Annotated in this window: 16 protein-coding genes and 2 pseudogenes; 16 read left to right on the top strand and 2 right to left on the bottom strand. The window is 33.9% G+C overall.

The features are described from left to right. The first annotated feature begins 144 nt into the window (after nt 1–144). The 8 genes from AC3Y25_RS18740 to AC3Y25_RS18705 all read left to right on the top strand — a co-directional run bounded on the left by AC3Y25_RS18740 (nt 145) and on the right by AC3Y25_RS18705 (nt 8,688). Nucleotides 145–1,209 (top strand): acyl-CoA reductase, encoded by a 1,065-nt coding sequence (locus AC3Y25_RS18740; RefSeq protein WP_489903787.1) that lies wholly within the window; start codon nt 145–147, stop codon nt 1,207–1,209. A gap of 93 nt (nt 1,210–1,302) precedes the next feature. Continuing rightward, nucleotides 1,303–2,373 carry a 3-phosphoserine/phosphohydroxythreonine transaminase gene (gene serC / locus AC3Y25_RS18735; RefSeq protein WP_489903786.1) on the top strand — a complete coding sequence of 357 codons (1,071 nt, stop codon included), beginning with the start codon at nt 1,303–1,305 and terminating at the stop codon, nt 2,371–2,373. A gap of 96 nt (nt 2,374–2,469) precedes the next feature. After that, nucleotides 2,470–3,420, top strand: coding sequence for a D-2-hydroxyacid dehydrogenase (locus tag AC3Y25_RS18730; protein WP_489903785.1), 951 nt, complete (start codon nt 2,470–2,472; stop codon nt 3,418–3,420). Nucleotides 3,421–3,514: 94 nt separating this feature from the next. After that, on the top strand, nt 3,515–3,874 hold the full coding sequence (locus AC3Y25_RS18725) for a hypothetical protein (RefSeq protein WP_489903784.1): 360 nt from the start codon (nt 3,515–3,517) through the stop codon (nt 3,872–3,874). A 169-nt stretch (nt 3,875–4,043) separates the two neighbouring features. Continuing rightward, nucleotides 4,044–4,607, top strand: coding sequence for a DUF937 domain-containing protein (locus tag AC3Y25_RS18720; protein WP_095931739.1), 564 nt, complete (start codon nt 4,044–4,046; stop codon nt 4,605–4,607). Nucleotides 4,608–4,780: 173 nt separating this feature from the next. Further along, nucleotides 4,781–5,221, top strand: coding sequence for a DUF6146 family protein (locus AC3Y25_RS18715; protein ID WP_489903783.1), 441 nt, complete (start codon nt 4,781–4,783; stop codon nt 5,219–5,221). Between the two features lie 31 nt (nt 5,222–5,252). Continuing rightward, the gene (locus tag AC3Y25_RS18710; protein ID WP_248726158.1) at nt 5,253–5,555 is read left to right on the top strand and encodes a DUF6787 family protein; all 303 of its coding nucleotides are present in this window, start codon (nt 5,253–5,255) and stop codon (nt 5,553–5,555) included. Nucleotides 5,556–5,907: 352 nt separating this feature from the next. Next, the gene (locus AC3Y25_RS18705) at nt 5,908–8,688 is read left to right on the top strand and encodes a T9SS type A sorting domain-containing protein (RefSeq protein WP_489903782.1); all 2,781 of its coding nucleotides are present in this window, start codon (nt 5,908–5,910) and stop codon (nt 8,686–8,688) included. Nucleotides 8,689–8,734: 46 nt separating this feature from the next. Here AC3Y25_RS18705 and AC3Y25_RS18700 read toward each other — a convergent pair whose 3' ends face one another. After that, nucleotides 8,735–9,019 (bottom strand): hypothetical protein, encoded by a 285-nt coding sequence (locus AC3Y25_RS18700; protein ID WP_095931743.1) that lies wholly within the window; start codon nt 9,017–9,019, stop codon nt 8,735–8,737. Between the two features lie 229 nt (nt 9,020–9,248). On the opposite strand from AC3Y25_RS18700, the pseudogene AC3Y25_RS18695 reads away from it, so the two are divergent. From AC3Y25_RS18695 to AC3Y25_RS18680, 4 genes and pseudogenes are all read left to right on the top strand, one after another. Continuing rightward, nucleotides 9,249–9,461, top strand: a pseudogene (locus AC3Y25_RS18695) (ATP-binding cassette domain-containing protein); the annotation flags it as partial. 216 nt (nt 9,462–9,677) lie between these two features. Next, nucleotides 9,678–10,127 (top strand): annotated as a pseudogene (locus AC3Y25_RS18690) (ABC transporter ATP-binding protein); the annotation flags it as partial. Nucleotides 10,128–10,246: 119 nt separating this feature from the next. Beyond that, a complete protein-coding gene (locus tag AC3Y25_RS18685; protein ID WP_489903781.1) occupies nt 10,247–11,011 on the top strand; it encodes a TIGR02757 family protein in 765 nt (254 codons plus the stop codon). Between the two features lie 169 nt (nt 11,012–11,180). Then, complete coding sequence (locus tag AC3Y25_RS18680) at nt 11,181–12,527, top strand: DEAD/DEAH box helicase (protein WP_489903780.1); 1,347 nt, start codon at nt 11,181–11,183, stop codon at nt 12,525–12,527. A gap of 146 nt (nt 12,528–12,673) precedes the next feature. Here AC3Y25_RS18680 and AC3Y25_RS18675 read toward each other — a convergent pair whose 3' ends face one another. Then, the gene (locus tag AC3Y25_RS18675; RefSeq protein WP_489903779.1) at nt 12,674–13,786 is read right to left on the bottom strand and encodes a lactonase family protein; all 1,113 of its coding nucleotides are present in this window, start codon (nt 13,784–13,786) and stop codon (nt 12,674–12,676) included. 229 nt (nt 13,787–14,015) lie between these two features. Between AC3Y25_RS18675 and AC3Y25_RS18670 the strand changes: the two genes are divergently transcribed. The 4 genes from AC3Y25_RS18670 to AC3Y25_RS18655 all read left to right on the top strand — a co-directional run bounded on the left by AC3Y25_RS18670 (nt 14,016) and on the right by AC3Y25_RS18655 (nt 18,473). Further along, the gene (locus AC3Y25_RS18670) at nt 14,016–15,944 is read left to right on the top strand and encodes a BatA domain-containing protein (protein ID WP_489903778.1); all 1,929 of its coding nucleotides are present in this window, start codon (nt 14,016–14,018) and stop codon (nt 15,942–15,944) included. Between the two features lie 159 nt (nt 15,945–16,103). Next, nucleotides 16,104–17,354 (top strand): dihydroorotase, encoded by a 1,251-nt coding sequence (locus tag AC3Y25_RS18665; protein WP_489903777.1) that lies wholly within the window; start codon nt 16,104–16,106, stop codon nt 17,352–17,354. A gap of 5 nt (nt 17,355–17,359) precedes the next feature. Then, nucleotides 17,360–17,686: a hypothetical protein gene (locus AC3Y25_RS18660; RefSeq protein ID WP_250835428.1), complete on the top strand. Its 327-nt coding sequence runs from the start codon at nt 17,360–17,362 to the stop codon at nt 17,684–17,686. Nucleotides 17,687–17,828: 142 nt separating this feature from the next. Then, nucleotides 17,829–18,473 (top strand): alpha/beta hydrolase, encoded by a 645-nt coding sequence (locus AC3Y25_RS18655; RefSeq protein WP_489903776.1) that lies wholly within the window; start codon nt 17,829–17,831, stop codon nt 18,471–18,473. Nucleotides 18,474–18,519: the final 46 nt, after the last annotated feature.

Below are 18,519 nucleotides of genomic sequence, written 5' to 3'. Positions count from 1 at the left end.
ATTAGTCTTAAGGTTAAAAGTCTTAAAGTTCTAAAGTCAAAATAAAGACAAGCATAGCTTTTGACTTTATGACTTTTGACTTTCGACTTAATTATGCTTATTTTTGTGCAAAATTACAATCAAAACAATTCATAAACAAACATTATGACATTAGAAACAAAAAAAAGTGTTTTTGTTGAATTAGGAAAATTTTTAAGTCAGTTTTCTGAAGGTGCTACTGCGCAAAAATCCGATGTCTTATATAATGATATCTTTTTTGATGATTTCAACAACCTGATTCATTTATCGCAATCTCATAATGGATGGTATACTCCTGAACAGGTTTATTTTTCTATACAATCGTGGGCTGAAGCTTTAACAACTGAAAATATTGACAAATGGCTTTCGGCTTACAAAATAGATCAGAAAGGCGATGCAAAAACTGTTGCTTTGATTTTAGCTGGAAATATTCCGTTAGTAGGTTTTCATGATTTTTTATCTGTTTTAATTACAGGCAACAAAGCTTTAATTAAAACTTCGTCAAACGATCAGCATTTATTGCCGTTTTTAGCTAAATATTTAATTGCTGTTGATGAAAATCTGAAAGACAGCATCACTTTCGTGGAAGGAAAACTTGAAAACTTTGATGCGGTAATTGCCACAGGAAGCAATAATACTGCTCGTTATTTTGAATATTATTTTAAAGACAAACCATCGATTATTCGTAAAAACAGAAATTCGGCCGCTATTTTAACCGGAAAAGAAACCACTGAAGAATTGGAAGCGCTTGGAGAAGATATTTTTAGATATTTTGGTTTAGGATGCCGAAATGTTTCAAAGCTTTTTATTCCGAAAGACTATTCTTTTGACACTTTTTTCCAAGCAATGTTCAAATACCAAGACGTTATTCATTACGAAAAATACGCTAATAATTATGACTATAATAAAGCGGTATTTTTAATGAGTAATTTCAAATTATTAGACAACGGATTTTTGACTTTAAAAGAAGACTCAAGTTATGCCTCTCCTATTTCGAGTGTATTTTATGAATATTATGAAAGCTTAGAAGAACTTAAAAAACGCCTTCAGGACGACACAGACCAAATTCAATGCATTGTTAGCCACAATGTAACTGCAGATAGTGTAGCATTTGGAGAAACCCAAAAACCGCAATTGTGGGATTACGCAGATAATGTCGATACTATAACGTTTTTGTTAACAACAAAGTAATAAATTGTTTAATTATTTCGAATATTTTAACGCTTTTTCGGCTCTTATTACCGAAATTTGCGTCTTTAAAATTTTCGACTATTAACAACAACCATGAAAAAACACAACTACAGCGCAGGACCAAGTATTTTACCTCAGGAAGTTTTTGAGAAGGCATCAAAAGCAATTTTAAATTTTAATGATTCAGGGTTATCGATCCTTGAAATCTCGCACCGAAGCAAAGATTTCGTTGCAGTTATGGAGGAAGCTCGTTCCCTTGCTTTAGAATTATTAGGACTTCAAGGAAAAGGTTATCAGGCTTTATTTTTACAAGGTGGTGCAAGTACAGCATTCTTAATGGCACCCTATAACTTAATGAAAGAAAACGGAAAAGCTGCTTATTTAGATTCTGGAACGTGGGCAACCGCAGCGATCAAAGAAGCTAAACTTTTCGGTGAGACTGTTGTCGTAGCTTCTTCAAAAGAAGACAATTATACTTATGTTCCTAAAGGTTACGAAATTCCAGCTGATGCTGATTATTTCCACTGCACAAGTAACAATACCATCTTTGGAACTCAAATGAAAGAATTCCCAGCAACAAATGTTCCTGTTGTTTGCGATATGAGTTCTGATATTTTTTCACGTGAATTAGATTTCTCTAAATTTGATTTAATCTACGCTGGTGCTCAAAAAAATATGGGTCCTGCAGGAACTACTTTAGTAGTGATTAAAGAAGAAATCTTAGGCAAAAACGGAAAAACTATTCCAAGTATGCTAGATTATGCTAAACACATTAAAGGAGAAAGTATGTACAATACTCCACCTGTATTTGCTGTTTACGTTTCTCTTTTAACATTACAATGGATCAAAGAAAAAGGCGGAATTGCTGCTGTTGAAAAATTAAACAACGCAAAGGCAGAATTACTTTATGCTGAAATCGACAGAAACCCATTGTTTAAAGGTGCTGCTGCAGTAGAAGATCGTTCTAACATGAACGTAACTTTCTTATTGAACAATCCTGAACACACTGAAACTTTTGATGCTTTATGGAAAGCGGCAAATATTTCTGGATTGCCAGGACACCGTTCTGTTGGTGGTTACAGAGCTTCTATTTACAACGCTATGCCAATCGAAAGCGTTCAGGTTTTAGTGGATGTAATGAAAGCATTGGAATCTAAAGTTTAGTTTTCAGTCACAGTCACAGTTTACAAAAAAGAAAAATCAAATAGCTGGTTTATCGATTAAACAATTAAACGATTAACCAAATAAACAATAAATACAATGAAAGTATTAGCAAATGACGGAATTTCTAAAAGCGGAATTCTAGCCTTAGAAAAAGGTGGTTTTGAAGTTATCACAACAAAAGTAGCTCAAGAACAAGTAGCTAACTATATAAATGACAATAACATTGACGTAATTTTAGTTCGTAGTGCAACTAAAGTTCGTAAAGATATTATCGATGCTTGCCCTGGTATCAAAATCATCGGACGTGGTGGTGTTGGTATGGACAATATCGATGTGGATTATGCAAAAAGCAAAGGAATCCATGTAATTAATACTCCTGCTTCATCTTCAGAATCTGTTGCTGAATTAGTATTTGGACACTTATTTTCTGGTGTACGTTTTTTACATGATTCTAACAGAAATATGCCTCTTGAAGGAGATTCAAACTTTGATGGTTTGAAAAAAGCTTACGCTAACGGAACTGAATTAAGAGGAAAAACTTTAGGTATTGTTGGTATTGGTCGTATCGGACAAGCTACAGCAAAAATGGCTCTTGGTTTAGGAATGAAAGTTATCGCTGCCGACAGTTTTATCCCAGAAGTAGATGTAAAAGTTGAGTTTTTTGACGGACAGTCTATCACAACTAAAATTGTTTCTCAATCTTTAGAATCTTTATTTAAAGAAGCAGATTTCATTACACTACACGTTCCTGCACAAGATGGATACATCATTGGAGAGAAAGAATTTGAAATCTTGAAAGATGGTGTTGGAATTGTAAACTGTGCTCGTGGTGGTGTTATTGATGAAGTAGCGCTAGTAAAAGCTTTAGATTCAGGAAAAGTTGCTTTTGCTGGTTTAGACGTTTTTGAAAGCGAGCCAAAACCAGAAATGGCAATCTTAATGCACTCTAAAATCTCTTTGACTCCACACATCGGAGCTGCTACTGGAGAAGCGCAAGATAGAATTGGTACTGAATTGGCATCACAAATTATTACTTTGTTGACCTAGTAAAAATAGATTAAGTTCGATTAAAGGGATTTACTACTTATCTGTAGTAAATCCCTTTCTTTTTTATACTTTCGCGGACACTTAAAGCATAACTATGAATATACATAAAAAAAGCTCTAAACGTAAATGGATCATTCGACTGATTCTAATGGCAATTGCAATTGCTTTGTTCTGCACTTCTATCTTTGGCAATATATTTTCGCTTGTTATTGAAAAAGAATATTTTATACCTGAGCAATCTTCCATTTTTACTTTTAATGAAACTATCGGCAATGAAGGCTCAAGCGATGTGTGGAGATATGGAGAAGATTACAGCAACTATTACTTCAATCTGAGCACATTTGATAATGATGTGTTATTTTTTTCTAAAAAGAACATTAATAGCTGTCCTGGATTTAATCCTAAAGATGTTACAACCTGGTGCAAAGTAAAAGATACAAATACTAAGTTTTAACAATGGCTTTAATTTAAGTCAATATAAATAAGGTTTTAGCGAATTTCTTGAATTTGCCGAACCAAGTAATTAAAAAATAAAGTATCTTTAAATGGATTATTACTACATTTGTAGTAAATATCTTTCTTTTTTTATTAATTTTGGCGTGTAATTTTAAACCTTAAATATCATGTTTGAACAATTAACCCAATTAGTACAGCAATACGGAGGCGACGCTGTGGTAAACAATAACGCTGTCCCAAACGAACATAATGAAGCCGTAATAAACGAAACAAGCAGTTCTATTTTTGAAGGATTAAAAAAGATTGTTTCTGAAGGAAATACAGATCAGATTGCCGGATTATTTAACGGAAATACACCCATTGACAGCTCAAACCCTGTTGTACAGCAAATTCAACAGCAATTAAGCGGAAGTCTTGGTCAAAAATTCGGATTAAGCAGTGCCGATTCAAGCGGAGTTGCTTCCAATTTGATTCCACAGATTTTAGGCTCTTTAGTAAATAAAGCAAAAGATCCAAACGATAGCAGTTTTCAAATTTCTGATATTATAAATTCTATTTCAGGAAACAGCGGACAAGCATCTGGAATAATGGATACTATTTCTAAATACGGAATGCAATTTGGCCTTGACCAAAACAATGACGGAAAAGTTGATGTTGCAGATGTATTAGTAGTTACCAAAAGCAAAGGAGGAATCGCAGGATTTATTGGAAAGTTGTTTGGAAGCAAGTAGATCTTTAGGCATAAAGCCAAATAGGTTCAGAGCAACAAAGGCTTTTTAGAAATACTCTAAAAAAGGATTACAAAATTGTAATCCTTTTTTATTTTTATTAGCAAGAAGTTAAACCTTTGTTACTTTGATACTTTACCCCTCTGAACCTAAAAAAATATTCGTAAATTTAGGCTATGAAAAAATGCATTTCCATATTAATTGTTCTACTTACCATTGTTGCATGTTCTACAACTTCGCAGAATATTGCCAGCACTGATACTGTATCTGCATCAAATAAAAAAGTAAACGATACCATTAGAATTGCAAACGATTCATTAGAATACGAAGTCATTATAATCGATAACGGATTCTCAACCTGGCTTGCCTCTAGAGCCTATCCACGAAACTATTACTCCTTACAATACCTTGAAAACAAAAACTATTTGTATGTAACAGAATGGAATAATCGTGTTCTACAGCCGCAACGTTATAGCCCAAGCTTATACGAAATGTCTATTGATTATCGCCCAGATATTCATTATGGCTACGAAGTAAATTACTTAATTTACAATTACATGATTTATTTTCAAAATACTTACAAACAAAAGCTTTGGGGCTATGTTCCGTCAAGATAATATACTATATTTGTAATCATTACAAATAGCAATGAACAGATTAAAAAAACGCTGGGGAATTACCTCAAATTTACAAGCCATAATTATATTTATCGTTTTTGCCATCACAGGATCGGCATCTGCGTGGCTTTCTAAACCTTTCTGCGTTTGGCTGGGTATTACTAAAGAAGATTTTGGAGGTTGGTTTACACTCATTCGTCTTATTATTATCTTCCCTATCTATCAAGTTTTACTAGTTGCTATTGGAACTATTTTTGGACAGTTTAAATTCTTTTGGAACTTCGAAAAGAAAATGCTTAAAAATATGGGGCTAGGATTTTTATTCAAAGAATAACTCCGTTTTTACTAATTTAATAAAAAACCGTTCTGGTTAAGATCGTCTCTTAAGCTAAAATTTTATTTAAAATCATTTTTCAGATCGTTTACTATTTTTGAAACTGCAGTTTAATCAATCCCTGCATTTATCAAACATTACATATTTAAAAATTTGGCATAAAAAAAATATATAACATTTTTTTTATGCCAATTTTTTATTTAATCACTATACAGAACAGGATGGTGCAGGATAGTTATATTTTAAGTAATAACAAACTTTACAATAGTTAGAAGCATTAATTAAACTTGATAATCAAACAATTAATATTTCTAACAAAAATTATTACTTACTAACCAAACCACAATTTGACATGCTGAAAAATTACTTTAAATTCTCCGTTATCGTGGCGATGATTTGTCTCATTGCGCCCGTAAACAAGATTTTTGCTCAAAATCCGATTGTAAAAATCGACTTTGATCAATCAGGAAGACCGAAAGCCGAAGTAAACGATCCCGATTACACCGCTTGGGTAATCGCTTCTGGAAACACTAGTTCTTATACCGAAAACGGAGTTACTTTTACAATTAGTCGCACCGGAACTAATGGAGACAACTTAGGAACCAATTGGTACAAAGCAGGAATTCAAGCCCCTTATTACGCAAGATTGGTCTGTGACGGACTTACAGTAAAAGGTACAACAGCAAATCTTGGCGCTCAAATCGAACTCAAAATAAGCGGTTTAACCACAGGAGAACATACGTTATTAGCTTTCTTCAACAACGTGGACAGCCCAACCACAAATACATTTAGTCCAATTGATATTTCTGTCGATGGAAATGTAGTGGTCAATAATTTAATTCCAACTGTAAGAGCAACTAAAACAGCTGATGCAGCGTCTTCTTATTTAAGATTTCAAGCTACAGCAGGAACCGATGTCGTAATTTTAATTGCTGCAGAAACTTCGGGAACAGAAAATATTAAAAACTTCATTTTTAATGGTTTTGAATTAAATACACCCAATATTTCTCATCAAGCTATAAACCCAGATCCAAAACAAAACAACGAACATGTAGAATTAACATCTGGCGGAAAATTGCTGCAATGGACTGCTGGGTCAGGAGCTGTTTCGCACAATGTCTATTTTGGAACAGATCCACTAGCGGTTGACAACGCAACGACAGCTTCACCAGAATATAAAGGAAATCAAGCTTTAGCCAACAATTCTTATCAAGCAAACGGATTGTATACGGGAGCAACTTATTACTGGCGTATTGATGAAGTTTTATCAAATGGAATTGAAAAAGGAAACGTTTGGCGTTTTCGCCCCGCACAGCTTGCTTTTCCTGACGCTGAAGGATACGGCCGTTTTGCACGTGGAGGACGTGGCGGAAAAGTTGTTGCCGTTACTAATCTAAACGACAGCGGACCAGGAAGTTTTCGTGAAGCCGTTACAAACGATATTGGCCCGAGAACAATTATTTTTAATACTTCCGGTGTAATTCAATTGCAATCGCGTCTGGTTTTAAGCCAGCCTTACGTAACAGTTGCTGGACAAACCGCTCCAGGAAAAGGAATCTGCATTCGTTCTGCTCCTTTTGGCGTAACAGGAAATGATGCTGTTGTACAAAATCTGCGTGTTAGAGTTGGTGCAGGACCTACTTTTGACGGAATGGGATTAACAGGTGCAGATAATAGCATTATTGACCACTGTTCAATCAGCTGGACTATAGATGAATCTTTTAGTTCTAGATCTGGAAAAAACATCACCCTTCAGAGAACACTTATTTCTGAGGCTTTAAATGCAGCAAATCACCAAAATTATCCAACAGGAACAGAACATGGATATGCTGCTACAATTGGCGGAGATATCGGGAGTTTCCATCACAATCTATTAGCCCATTGTTATGGCAGAAATTGGAGTCTTGGCGGCGGATTGGACGGAAACGGTGCTTATGCAGGAAAAATGGATATTACGAACAATGTCGTTTATAACTGGGGAGGAAGAACTACAGACGGAGGAACCAAAGAAGTTAATTTTGTAAACAACTATTACAAACCTGGCGCTGGTTCAAAAATATTTGTTGCTTTTAATCAGCAAAATGAAGGTGTTGGAACTGGAATGCAGCAATGTTATTTTAACGGAAATGTAATGCCTGGCTATTTCGACGAAACCAACCAAACTGCTGGAAGAAAAGCATCAGGAAATACTGTACCGTATAACAACTTTGTAAATACCCCTTTTTTCCCTTCTTATGTAACGACGCAATCAGCTAAAAATGCTTATAAAATTGTTCTTTCTGATGTTGGATGTACCCAGCCAGAATTTGACGAACATGACCAAAGAATCATTTCAGAGACATTAAACGGAACGTATTCTGCAGTTGGAAGTGTAACAGGCAAACCTGGATTTCCAGATAATGAAGCAGATGTTGGTGGTTTCGAAAACTATCCGACTGTAGTAAGAGATGCCAATTGGGATAGCGATCAAGATGGATTGCCAAACTGGTGGGAAAACATCATAGGAACCAATGTAAACTCTGCAATTGGGGATTTTTCAGATGCAAATGCCGATCCTAATTTAGATGGTTACACTCATTTAGACGAATATTTACAATGGATGTCACTGCCACATTACGAATCTCCAGAAGGAACAAAAATTGACATTAATATTCAAAAATTATCAAGAGGATTTACAAGTGGCGTTTCTTATGCCATTTCGAATGTAGTAAACGGAAATGCAACTCTCAATTCAGATGTGGTTGCATTTACACCAACTTCAAATGGATTATGCTCTTTTGAATTTACCGTAACAGATTCTGAACAAGGTACAATGAAAAGAAAAGTGAATGTCATAAGCGGGCAAAGCTTGACATTAGGAACAGACGATAGTATTAAAGAAATTAAAAACAATGCTTTTAATGTTTGGCCAATTCCAAGCAACGGATCTTTCTCTGTTTTTATTGATAATGAAGAAGCAGAAATTTTAGATCTTAAAATCTACGATATTTCCGGAAAAGAATTAGTAAAACAAAAAATTAAAGGAGGCACACAAGAAACAATACAATTGCATTCAAAAGGCATTTTCTTGATTAAAGTCGTAAATCCGCAGACTAAGAAAACACAATATGTAAAAAAAATAATCATTCAATAGTTAAAACTAAAGCAATTAAAAAAGACGGCCTAAAACCGTCTTTTTTTTATTTTTTCTGAAAGAAATAAGTATAAATCCAAGTCAAGGTAAAAGACGGAATCACATCTGTAAAAGGCAATATTTCTTCAAGAAAAGTCAAAACACCAGCAACCTTCCCTACTCTTCCTTTATACATTCTTGCCATAATTATGGCAGCGATGGGAGCCCAAACCACATCTGAAAACTCACCCAGAAACGGAATCGAAAAAGAAATCATACCAATTCCATCCAAAACCAGCCCTATAAGTAGTTTTGACATTCTGCTATCTTCTGCAACTTCTAAATCTTGCATAACACATTCATTTTTAAGTTAATCGAAATTAAATATAATTCATGAAATTCTATTATCTCTTTTCTCAATTTAATTTCCATTATTCCCATATCAATTTACGTACCGATTTTAGATTTTAAATTTTAGATTTTCTAAAAGTCGCTTCGCTCCTTTTGGAATTTGGAATTTCACATATTGAAATTTGATTTTGATCATATTCTTCGTTTCTTTGTAAAAACAGTTTCACTACATGATACACGCAAAAAACATACATAAATTTTACGACAAACTTGAAGTTTTAAAAGGAGTTGATTTACATATTAAAAAAGGCGAAATTGTTTCTATCGTTGGTGCTTCGGGCGCTGGTAAAACTACATTACTGCAAATTTTAGGAACACTAGACAAACCAGATCATAATCCCGATTCATCTTTAACCATTAATGGAAAAAATGTACTCGAGTTACAAAACATTAAAAACAATAACTCAAATCAAGAAAAGGCATTCAAAATCATCACTTGGTTAGGTTCTTTTTATATTATTCTGCTTGCGGTATTTTTAGTGCTTTTTAGAAATAAAATAGAGAATGATATTTTGGGTTATATCAATTGGGGAATATTACTTATGCCCATTATTTTACTATTAGGGTATTACAATCGTTATTTCAAAAAGAAAAGCAGACAAGACAAAATTTTATCCGATTTTAGAAACTTAAATCTTGGTTTCATTTTTCAATTTCATCAGCTTTTACCCGAGTTTACAGCGCTAGAAAACGTATGTATTCCAGCTCATATTGCAGGCAAAAAGACCGCTGAAACCGAAGAAGAAGCAAAAAAATTGTTGAACTATCTTGGTCTTTCGCACAGAATTAACCACAAACCTAACGAGCTTTCGGGCGGAGAACAACAGCGTGTAGCAGTTGCAAGAGCCTTAATCAATAAACCAGATGTCATTTTTGCCGATGAACCTTCTGGAAATCTGGACACCCATTCTGCCGAAAACCTGCACCAATTATTTTTTCAGCTTCGAGACGAGTTCGGACAGACTTTTGTCATTGTAACCCACAACGAAGAATTGGCCAATATGGCTGATAGAAAATTAGTAATGGTCGACGGACAAATTAGCAATTAAGTTAATTAGGAGCTATTTCCTGCTGTCCTTCCAATCTTTTATGCCGAACCCCGGCATAAAAGGATTTTCCCTCCCATCAGGGCTAGGGCACTCGAACACAAAAGAATATTTCATTTAAAATGAACCAAAAAGAACTCAAAGAATTTCTAGACGAAAAAGTCATTCAATATAACAATCAGGATTTTATAGAAAGTGATCCTGTACAGATTCCGCATCTCTTTACTCAAAAAGAAGATATCGAAATTGCGGGTTTTCTTAGCGCTTCTATTGCTTGGGGAAACCGTAAAATGATTATCAAGAATTCGCATAAAATGATGGAATTAATGGGCAACACGCCTTACGATTTCGTTATGTCACATTCTGACGAAGACTTGGCAAGACTAGAAACTTTTGTGCACAGAACTTTCAACGGACATGATTTTGCTGGCTTCATAAAAGGTTTAAATAACATCTACAAAAACCACAACGGACTTGAAGCTGTTTTTGCCAAAAATCAGGAAAAAGATAGTTTACAGAAAAGTATCAGTGAATTCAAAAAGATATTTTTCGAAACAGATCATTTAGCGCGAACTCAAAAACACATCTCAGATCCGTTAAATAATTCGGCAGCGAAGAGAATCAACATGTACTTGCGCTGGATGGTGCGCCAAGACGCAAAAGGAGTCGATTTAGGAATCTGGAAAAGCATTTCTCCAGCCGTTTTATCTTGTCCGCTTGATGTCCATTCTGGAAACGTTGCCCGAAAACTTGGTCTTTTAGAACGAAAACAAAACGATGCAAAAGCATTGGCAGAATTAGACAAAAAACTTCGCGAAATGGATGCTCAAGATCCTGTAAAATATGATTTTGCTTTGTTTGGATTGGGAGTTTTTGAAGGGTTTTAAATTGTTTAAAATCTAAAAATATACAATTGTCAGGCTGAGCGAAGTCGAAGCCCAAGTTTCCAATTGGCACGTCCCTTCGACTTCGCTCAGGGTGACAAAAGACATCAAAAATTACAAATTCAACAAAAAACCATGAATTTAACGTACATTTGCACAAAATTTAAAGCAAATGAGCACTTTCGAAAAATTCAATCTTCCAAAATCATTACAAAAAGCAGTTGACGAATTGGGATTTGTTACGCCTACTCCTATTCAAGAAAAATCTTTTTCTGTAATCATGTCTGGACGTGATATGATGGGAATTGCACAAACTGGAACCGGTAAAACATTTGCTTATTTACTGCCTCTTTTAAAGCTTTATAAATTCACTCATACCAATACGCCAAAGATTGTAATTCTAGTTCCAACTCGTGAATTAGTTGTTCAGGTGGTTGAAGAAGTAGAAAAACTGACTACATATATGTCGGTTAAAACTTTAGGTATTTACGGAGGTGTAAACATCAATACACAGAAAAAAGCCGTTTATGAAGGTGTTGACATTTTAGTTGGTACGCCTGGACGTACAATGGATTTAGCGCTTGACGCAGTTGTTCGTTTTGATGAAACTCAAAAACTAGTTATTGACGAGTTTGACGAAATGCTGAATTTAGGTTTTAGACCACAGCTGACTTCGCTTTTTGCAATGATGAAAACCAAACGTCAAAACATTCTTTTCTCGGCAACGATGACAGATGAAGTTGATGATTTATTAAATGATTATTTCGATTTTCCTGAAGAAGTTACATTGGCGCCATCAGGAACTCCGCTTGAAAAAATTACACAGCTTACTTATAATGTTCCGAATTTTAATACCAAAGTAAATCTTTTAAAACATTTACTGGAAAACGATGAATGCATGAGTCGTATTTTGGTTTTCGTAAATAATAAAAAGATTTCGGATATGCTTTTCAATCGTATTGATGAGCTTTTTGAAGGACAATTTGGAGTAATTCACTCGAACAAATCTCAAAACTACCGTTTGAGCACAATGGCAGAATTCCAAGAAGGAAATCTTCGCGGCTTAATTACAACCGACGTTATGGCAAGAGGTTTGGATATTTCTAATATCACGCACGTAATTAACTTTGAACTTCCAGAAGAGCCAGAATTGTACATGCACAGAATTGGTCGTACGGGTCGTGCAGACGCAACGGGAACTGCAATTAGTTTTGTTACTCCAAGAGAAGAAGAATTCAAAATTGAAACGGAACTTTTAATGGATCAGGAGCTTAAAATCGCTGATTTCCCTGAAGAAGTCGAAATTTCAGCAAAACTGATTGAAGCTGAAAAAGACAAATTGCCAAGAAAGTTTTTAATGAAAAAACCAAAACTAGAAGGTGATGGCGCTTTCCATGAAAAATCTAAAAAGAACCAAAAAGTAAATCTTGGTGGTCCTTCAAAAACCAAAAAGAAAACTCACGGTTCTGTTAACAGAAATATGTTGAAGACAAGAAACGAGAAGAAGAAGAAAAAATAAGTTTTTTTTAGATGCTAAGGTACTAAGTTGCTAAGGTTCTAAGTTTTTTTTTCTATTACTACATAAAAAAGGGTAAGGATTCTTTGAATCTTTACCCTTTTTTTAAACTTAGAAGCTTAGTATCTTAGCAACTTAGAACCTTTTTTCTAAATTTTCGTGAATAGAAGTCCTACTGGCGAACATAATTGGATTCTTCTTCCAGTATCTGTCAGTTTTCCTGTTGCGATATCTCTTTTAAAAATAACGATATCATTAGTATATTGATGTCCTATTAAAAGGTAATTTCCTGTTGGATCAATCGCAAAATCTCTTGGTCCTTTTCCTAAAGTGCTTTGCTGTTCAACCAATTCTAAAGCTCCTGTTTTAAGAATTTTGTAAACTGAAATAGCATTAGCATCAACACGATCAGAAACATATAAAAAGTTTCCGTCTGGCGAAAGTTTAATTGCCGCTGCTCCTGTTCCTCCTTTAAAGTCTTTTGGAAGAATGCTTGTTTCTGCAACTACTTTCAAACTTCCAGTTTTATCCCAGCTTAATGTTGTCAAAGTTCCATCCAATTCCTGAACTAAATACACAAATTTTCCATCTTTACTGAAAGTCAAATGTCTAGGGCCGCTTCCTGGCTTTACATCAACACTTCCTTTTAATGTCAAGATTTCGTTTTTAGCTGCTGGATTATATTTATAAATAAATACTTTATCTAAACCCAAATCATTCGAAAGCACAAACTTTTTATCTGGAGAAAAAACAACCATATGGACATGCGCTTTTTCTTGACGCGCTGCGTTCGGCCCTTTTCCTTCATGCTGGATTAACTGCTGTACTTCAGTAATACTTCCGTCTGTATTTTTCTTAAAAACCGCAATACTACCACCAGAATAATTAGCCGCAATTACATGCTTATCGTCATTTATCAAATGACACGGATCTGCTCCTAAAGCATCATTTTTATTCAACAGATTGGTCTTTCCAGATGCTGGATTATATGAAAATGAACTTACTGTACTTTGTGTTCCATTTTCGTTCACTGCGTAGATAAACTTATTATCTGCAGAGACAGACAAATAACTTGGGCTTACCACATTCTCAGAAGAACTTTTTAATTTATATTCACCAGTAGAAGCATCAAATTCATAAACATAAATACCATTGCTTTGGCAGGTATTGGTGTAAGTTCCAACTAATAAATTGAACTTATTTTGAGCTTTAACAGCTGTTATGGATAAAGCGGAAAACAAGATTAAATATATTTTTTTCATAATTTGTTTTTTTGAATTAGCTAAAATAAACAATATATCTATTTGAAACAGTCTCTTTATTACAAGAAATTACAAAAGTTACATTTTTTTCACGTACATAAGAAATATAAGCTTTAGACTTTACCAATAATCTCTTAAATGAACTTATATGGTTTAATAATTTTTAATTCGTATTTTTGACCAGCATCTTCGCGAAAAACAAAACGTAGTGAAGTAAATCGAAGCCAGAATGCATTTTAAACATCCCGAAATTCTATACTTTCTGTTTTTATTGATTGTTCCAATTTTGGTTCATTTATTTCAATTAAGACGATTTAAAACTTCTTTTTTCACCAATGTTCGATTTTTAAAAGAACTTGCCATTCAGACTCGAAAGAGTTCTAAAATCAAAAAACGTCTTTTATTAACAACACGTTTATTATTGCTTGCTTGCGCAATTATTGCGTTTGCACAGCCTTTTTTTGAAGCTGCCGACAGCAAAAATGCTTCAAACGAAATGTATATCGTTTTAGATAATTCGTTTAGTATGCAGGCTAAAGGCAAAAAGGGCGAATTATTAAAAAGAGCCGTTCAAGAATTACTCGAAAACACTCCAGAAAACACTCAATTTTCGCTTTTAACAAACACCGAAAACTTTTGGAATACGGATATAAAATCATCTAAAAGCGCTTTACAAAATCTAAAATACAGCGCAACTTCTTTTGATCTTTCAGCCATTACAGCTAAAATTAAAGCACATAAATCGGCGCATAAAAAAGATATTGTCATTATTACCGATGCCGTTGGTTTAAAAGAAAAAGATATTGCAACTATAGATTTTGAAGAAAAACCTTATTTCATAGTTCCAGAAGCAGAACAGAAAAACAATGTCTCTATTGACAGCGTTTACATTAATCAGACTTTAGAAAATTTCTACGAAATTGGCATTAATTTGTCTGCTTATGGCGAAGATTTTAAACCGGTTTCTACAGCCTTATACAATCAAAATAAACTGATCGCCAAAACGATTATCAATTTTGACACCAAGAAAAAGAAAATCAATTTCACCATTCCAAAAGAAGCTTTTCATGGATATGTTGCAATTGAAGATAACGGTTTAACGTATGACAACAAATTGTTTTTCAGCATTTCTAAAAACAAAAAAACAAACGTTATCAGCATTGGTGAACCTGAAAAAAGCAACTTCTTATCGAGAATTTATACCTCGGCAGAATTCAATTACAACAATTACCCAATTGGCTCTTTAGATTATAATAGTTTAGAAAAACAAAATACGATTATTCTAAACGAATTAATTGATATTCCGCAGGCATTGCAGACGACTTTAAAAGCTTTTGTTTCTAAAGGTGGAAATTTGGTTGTAATTCCGTCTGAGAAAACTTCTCTTTCGAGCTTAAATGCATTATTGGGGAATTTTGGAAAAATTCAATTCGGAAATTTAGAAACTAACAGCAAATTAATCACTAAAATTAATTTCGACCATCCTTTATTTTCGGGCGTTTTCGAAAACAAAATAACCAATTTTCAATATCCAAAAGTAAATAGTTCGTTTGCTGTTTCGAGTTCTTATCCAGCTGTACTTTCATTTGAAGACCAAACTGCTTTTGTAACTGCTGTTCAAAATCAAGTTTCTGGAATAACGGTTTTTACCGCGCCAATAAATAGTACAAATTCCAATTTTCAGCAATCGCCTTTAATTGTTCCGTTATTTTATAAAATCGCTCAGAACAATCAGAAAACGGGTGTAAATGCTTTGACAATCGGTAACAATCAGCCTTATTTTGTTGATGTTTTATTGACTAAAGATGCGATTTTGGAAGTTAAAGGAACAGACGATTCTTTTATTCCGATTCAGCAGATTTTAAATAATAAAGTCAAATTAACATTCAATGATTTTCCGGAAACCGCTGGAAATTATAGTGTTTTTGACAAAAAAGAATGGATTGAAAATATCAGTTTTAATTACAAAAGAACGGAAAGCGATTTGAGTCAAGTAAACACGAATGTAGTTTCTGATTTCAAAACTGCCGATACCATTTCAACCATTTTTAATACACTACAAACAGAACGAACAGACAGCCAAATTTGGAAATGGTTTGTTATCTTTGCACTGTTATTTTTAGCATTAGAAATGGCAATTATAAAATTTGTGAAATGATTTTTTTACCATTAAGACATTAAGATTATTAAGTTTTTACTTTATGAACTTACTTTTTTAATGTTTAGAAAATTAAGTTCTTCTCTTTATTAACTTAATTTCTTAATGGTAGTAAATAAAAAAACATTTAATGTTTTAATAAAAATAAATATTCAAAATATGAAACTAATCATCAAAAGCGCCAAAATTATCGACTCAAAAAGTCCGTTTCACAATCAGACCGTTGATCTTTTAATTGCAGATGGTGTAATAGAAAAAATAGGCGTTTCTCTTCCAAATGACGATGCAGAAGTAGTACGATTTGATGATCTTCATGTTTCTCAAGGCTGGTTTGACAGCAGTGTCTCGCTGGGCGAGCCAGGCTACGAAGACAGAGAAACGATAGCAAACGGATTGAATGTTGCTGCCAAAAGCGGATTCACAGCAATTGCATTACAACCCAACTCTTTACCAATTATTGACAATCAATCTCAGGTAAATTTTGTAAAAAATAAAGCAAATGGTTTTGCTACAGAAATTTTCCCAATCGGCGCTTTAACTAAAGCCAGCGAAGGAAAAGATATGGCAGAACTTTTTGATATGAAAAATTCTGGAGCAGTTGCTTTTGGAGATTACAATAAAAGTATCGACAATGCTAATATCCTGAAAATCGCTTTACAATATGTTCAAGATTTCGACGGATTGGTAATCGCTTATTCGCAAGATCCAAACATTAAAGGAAATGGTGTAGCAAACGAAGGAATTGTTTCGACAAGATTAGGTTTAAAAGGAATTCCGAATCTGGCAGAAGAACTGCAAATTTCAAGAAATTTATTTTTGTTGGAATATACGGGCGGAAAACTTCACATTCCAACTATTTCTACAGCAAAATCGGTTGAATTAATTAGAGAAGCTAAAGCTAAAGGCCTGCAAGTAACTTGCAGCGCATCTGTGCATCATTTGGTTTTAACGGATGAAAAACTGGACGGGTTCGATACTCGATTTAAAGTAACGCCACCACTAAGAACAGAAGTTGACAGACAAGCTTTGCTTAACGGAGTTGCTGACGGAACTATCGACTTGATTACTTCAGACCATAATCCGATTGATATTGAATTCAAAAAAATGGAATTTGATACCGCTAAAAACGGAACTATAGGTTTAGAAAGCGCTTTTGGAGCTTTATTAACGGTTTTACCGGTAGAAACAATTGTAGCAAAATTAACTGCTGCGAGAAATGTTTTTGGTTTAGAAAACAATGTTATCGAAGAAGGTGCAAAAGCTAATATTACCTTGTTTGCAACAGAAGGAAAATCAACTTTTACAAAAGAAAGCATTCTTTCAAAATCTAAAAATTCTGCTTTTTTAGGGACTGAACTTAAAGGTTCTGTGTACGGAATTTTAAATCAAAATCAACTAGTTACAAAATAATACAAATGAATAATTCAGTCGAAGAAGGAAAACCAATTGCTATAACGAGTTACATTCTAATCATTGGTGTTTTGATCGCCATGAGCATGAATTCTGAAAACAAAAACAGTTTTGCTTCTTTTCACATCCGTCAAGCTTTAGGTTTGTCTTTAACTTTTATTTCTTTAGGAGCAATTATCAGCAATTTCGATAGTTTTTTTATCACTTTCCCAATGTGGATCTGTATTTCAATTCTATGGACTTTTGGAATTTTTAATGCCATTCAAGGACAAACGAGACCTATTCCGCTAGTTGGGGAATTATTTCAGAAATGGTTTAAGAAAATCGGTTAATTTTTAAAATCTCAAGTTTTAAAAATCCAAATTCCAAAACTGGAATCTGAAATTTGGAACCTTAAAAAACTTTGTCAAAGTTTGAAACTTTGACAAAGATCAAGCTGAACACTGAATACTAAAACCTGAACACTAAAAAAAAATGAATCTATCTTTAGAATATAAAATAAGAGAACCAAAAGTAATTTTAGATAAAAATCCGTTATTGCTTTTATTGCACGGATACGGCAGCAATGAAGCCGACTTATTTTCTTTTGCTTCTGAACTTCCAGACAACTATTACATTATTTCTGCTAGAGCACCTTACGATTTGCAGTATGGCGCTTACGCTTGGTACGCAATTAATTTCGATGCTGATCAAAATAAATTTTCTGATAACGAACAAGCAAAAAATTCTCGTGATGTAATTGCTAATTTCATTGACGAATTGGTTGCCAATTACCCAATTGATGCTAATAATGTAACTTTAATCGGATTCAGCCAAGGATCTATTTTAAGTTATGCTACAGCACTTTCTTATCCAGAAAAAATTCAAAGAGTGGTAGCAATGAGTGGTTATTTTAATGAAGAAATTATCAAAGAAGGTTTTGAAGATAATGATTTCAAAAACTTAAAATTCTTCGCTTCACACGGAACTGTAGATCAAGTTATTCCGATTGAGTGGGCAAGAAAAACTCCGGCAATTTTAGAGAAATTAAATATTCCTGTTGTTTACAAAGAATATCCAGTTGGACACGGAGTTGCACCTCAGAATTTCTTTGATTTTAAGAATTGGCTGGCTTTATAACTAAAAAAGAAAGAAAAAACTTATTTTTTTTCACAACCTTTCAAAT

This window comes from Flavobacterium sp. LK-23, from assembly GCF_058135255.1.
The sequence above is the reverse complement of the archived record's forward strand: the minus strand, read 5'-3'. Positions and strand labels throughout refer to the sequence as shown.

What these genes read in the sequence shown, in the direction of transcription:
- serC (WP_489903786.1), top strand. Translation starts at nt 1,303, where the DNA reads ATGAAAAAACACAACTACAGCGCAGGACCAAGTATTTTACCTCAGGAA.
- AC3Y25_RS18655 (WP_489903776.1), top strand. Translation starts at nt 17,829, where the DNA reads ATGAATCTATCTTTAGAATATAAAATAAGAGAACCAAAAGTAATTTTA.
- AC3Y25_RS18725 (WP_489903784.1), top strand. Translation starts at nt 3,515, where the DNA reads ATGAATATACATAAAAAAAGCTCTAAACGTAAATGGATCATTCGACTG.
- AC3Y25_RS18670 (WP_489903778.1), top strand. Translation starts at nt 14,016, where the DNA reads ATGCATTTTAAACATCCCGAAATTCTATACTTTCTGTTTTTATTGATT.
- AC3Y25_RS18675 (WP_489903779.1), bottom strand. Translation starts at nt 13,786, where the DNA reads ATGAAAAAAATATATTTAATCTTGTTTTCCGCTTTATCCATAACAGCT.
- AC3Y25_RS18700 (WP_095931743.1), bottom strand. Translation starts at nt 9,019, where the DNA reads ATGCAAGATTTAGAAGTTGCAGAAGATAGCAGAATGTCAAAACTACTT.
- AC3Y25_RS18705 (WP_489903782.1), top strand. Translation starts at nt 5,908, where the DNA reads ATGCTGAAAAATTACTTTAAATTCTCCGTTATCGTGGCGATGATTTGT.
- AC3Y25_RS18740 (WP_489903787.1), top strand. Translation starts at nt 145, where the DNA reads ATGACATTAGAAACAAAAAAAAGTGTTTTTGTTGAATTAGGAAAATTT.
- AC3Y25_RS18680 (WP_489903780.1), top strand. Translation starts at nt 11,181, where the DNA reads ATGAGCACTTTCGAAAAATTCAATCTTCCAAAATCATTACAAAAAGCA.
- AC3Y25_RS18660 (WP_250835428.1), top strand. Translation starts at nt 17,360, where the DNA reads ATGAATAATTCAGTCGAAGAAGGAAAACCAATTGCTATAACGAGTTAC.
- AC3Y25_RS18720 (WP_095931739.1), top strand. Translation starts at nt 4,044, where the DNA reads ATGTTTGAACAATTAACCCAATTAGTACAGCAATACGGAGGCGACGCT.
- AC3Y25_RS18715 (WP_489903783.1), top strand. Translation starts at nt 4,781, where the DNA reads ATGAAAAAATGCATTTCCATATTAATTGTTCTACTTACCATTGTTGCA.
- AC3Y25_RS18730 (WP_489903785.1), top strand. Translation starts at nt 2,470, where the DNA reads ATGAAAGTATTAGCAAATGACGGAATTTCTAAAAGCGGAATTCTAGCC.
- AC3Y25_RS18710 (WP_248726158.1), top strand. Translation starts at nt 5,253, where the DNA reads ATGAACAGATTAAAAAAACGCTGGGGAATTACCTCAAATTTACAAGCC.
- AC3Y25_RS18665 (WP_489903777.1), top strand. Translation starts at nt 16,104, where the DNA reads ATGAAACTAATCATCAAAAGCGCCAAAATTATCGACTCAAAAAGTCCG.
- AC3Y25_RS18685 (WP_489903781.1), top strand. Translation starts at nt 10,247, where the DNA reads ATGAACCAAAAAGAACTCAAAGAATTTCTAGACGAAAAAGTCATTCAA.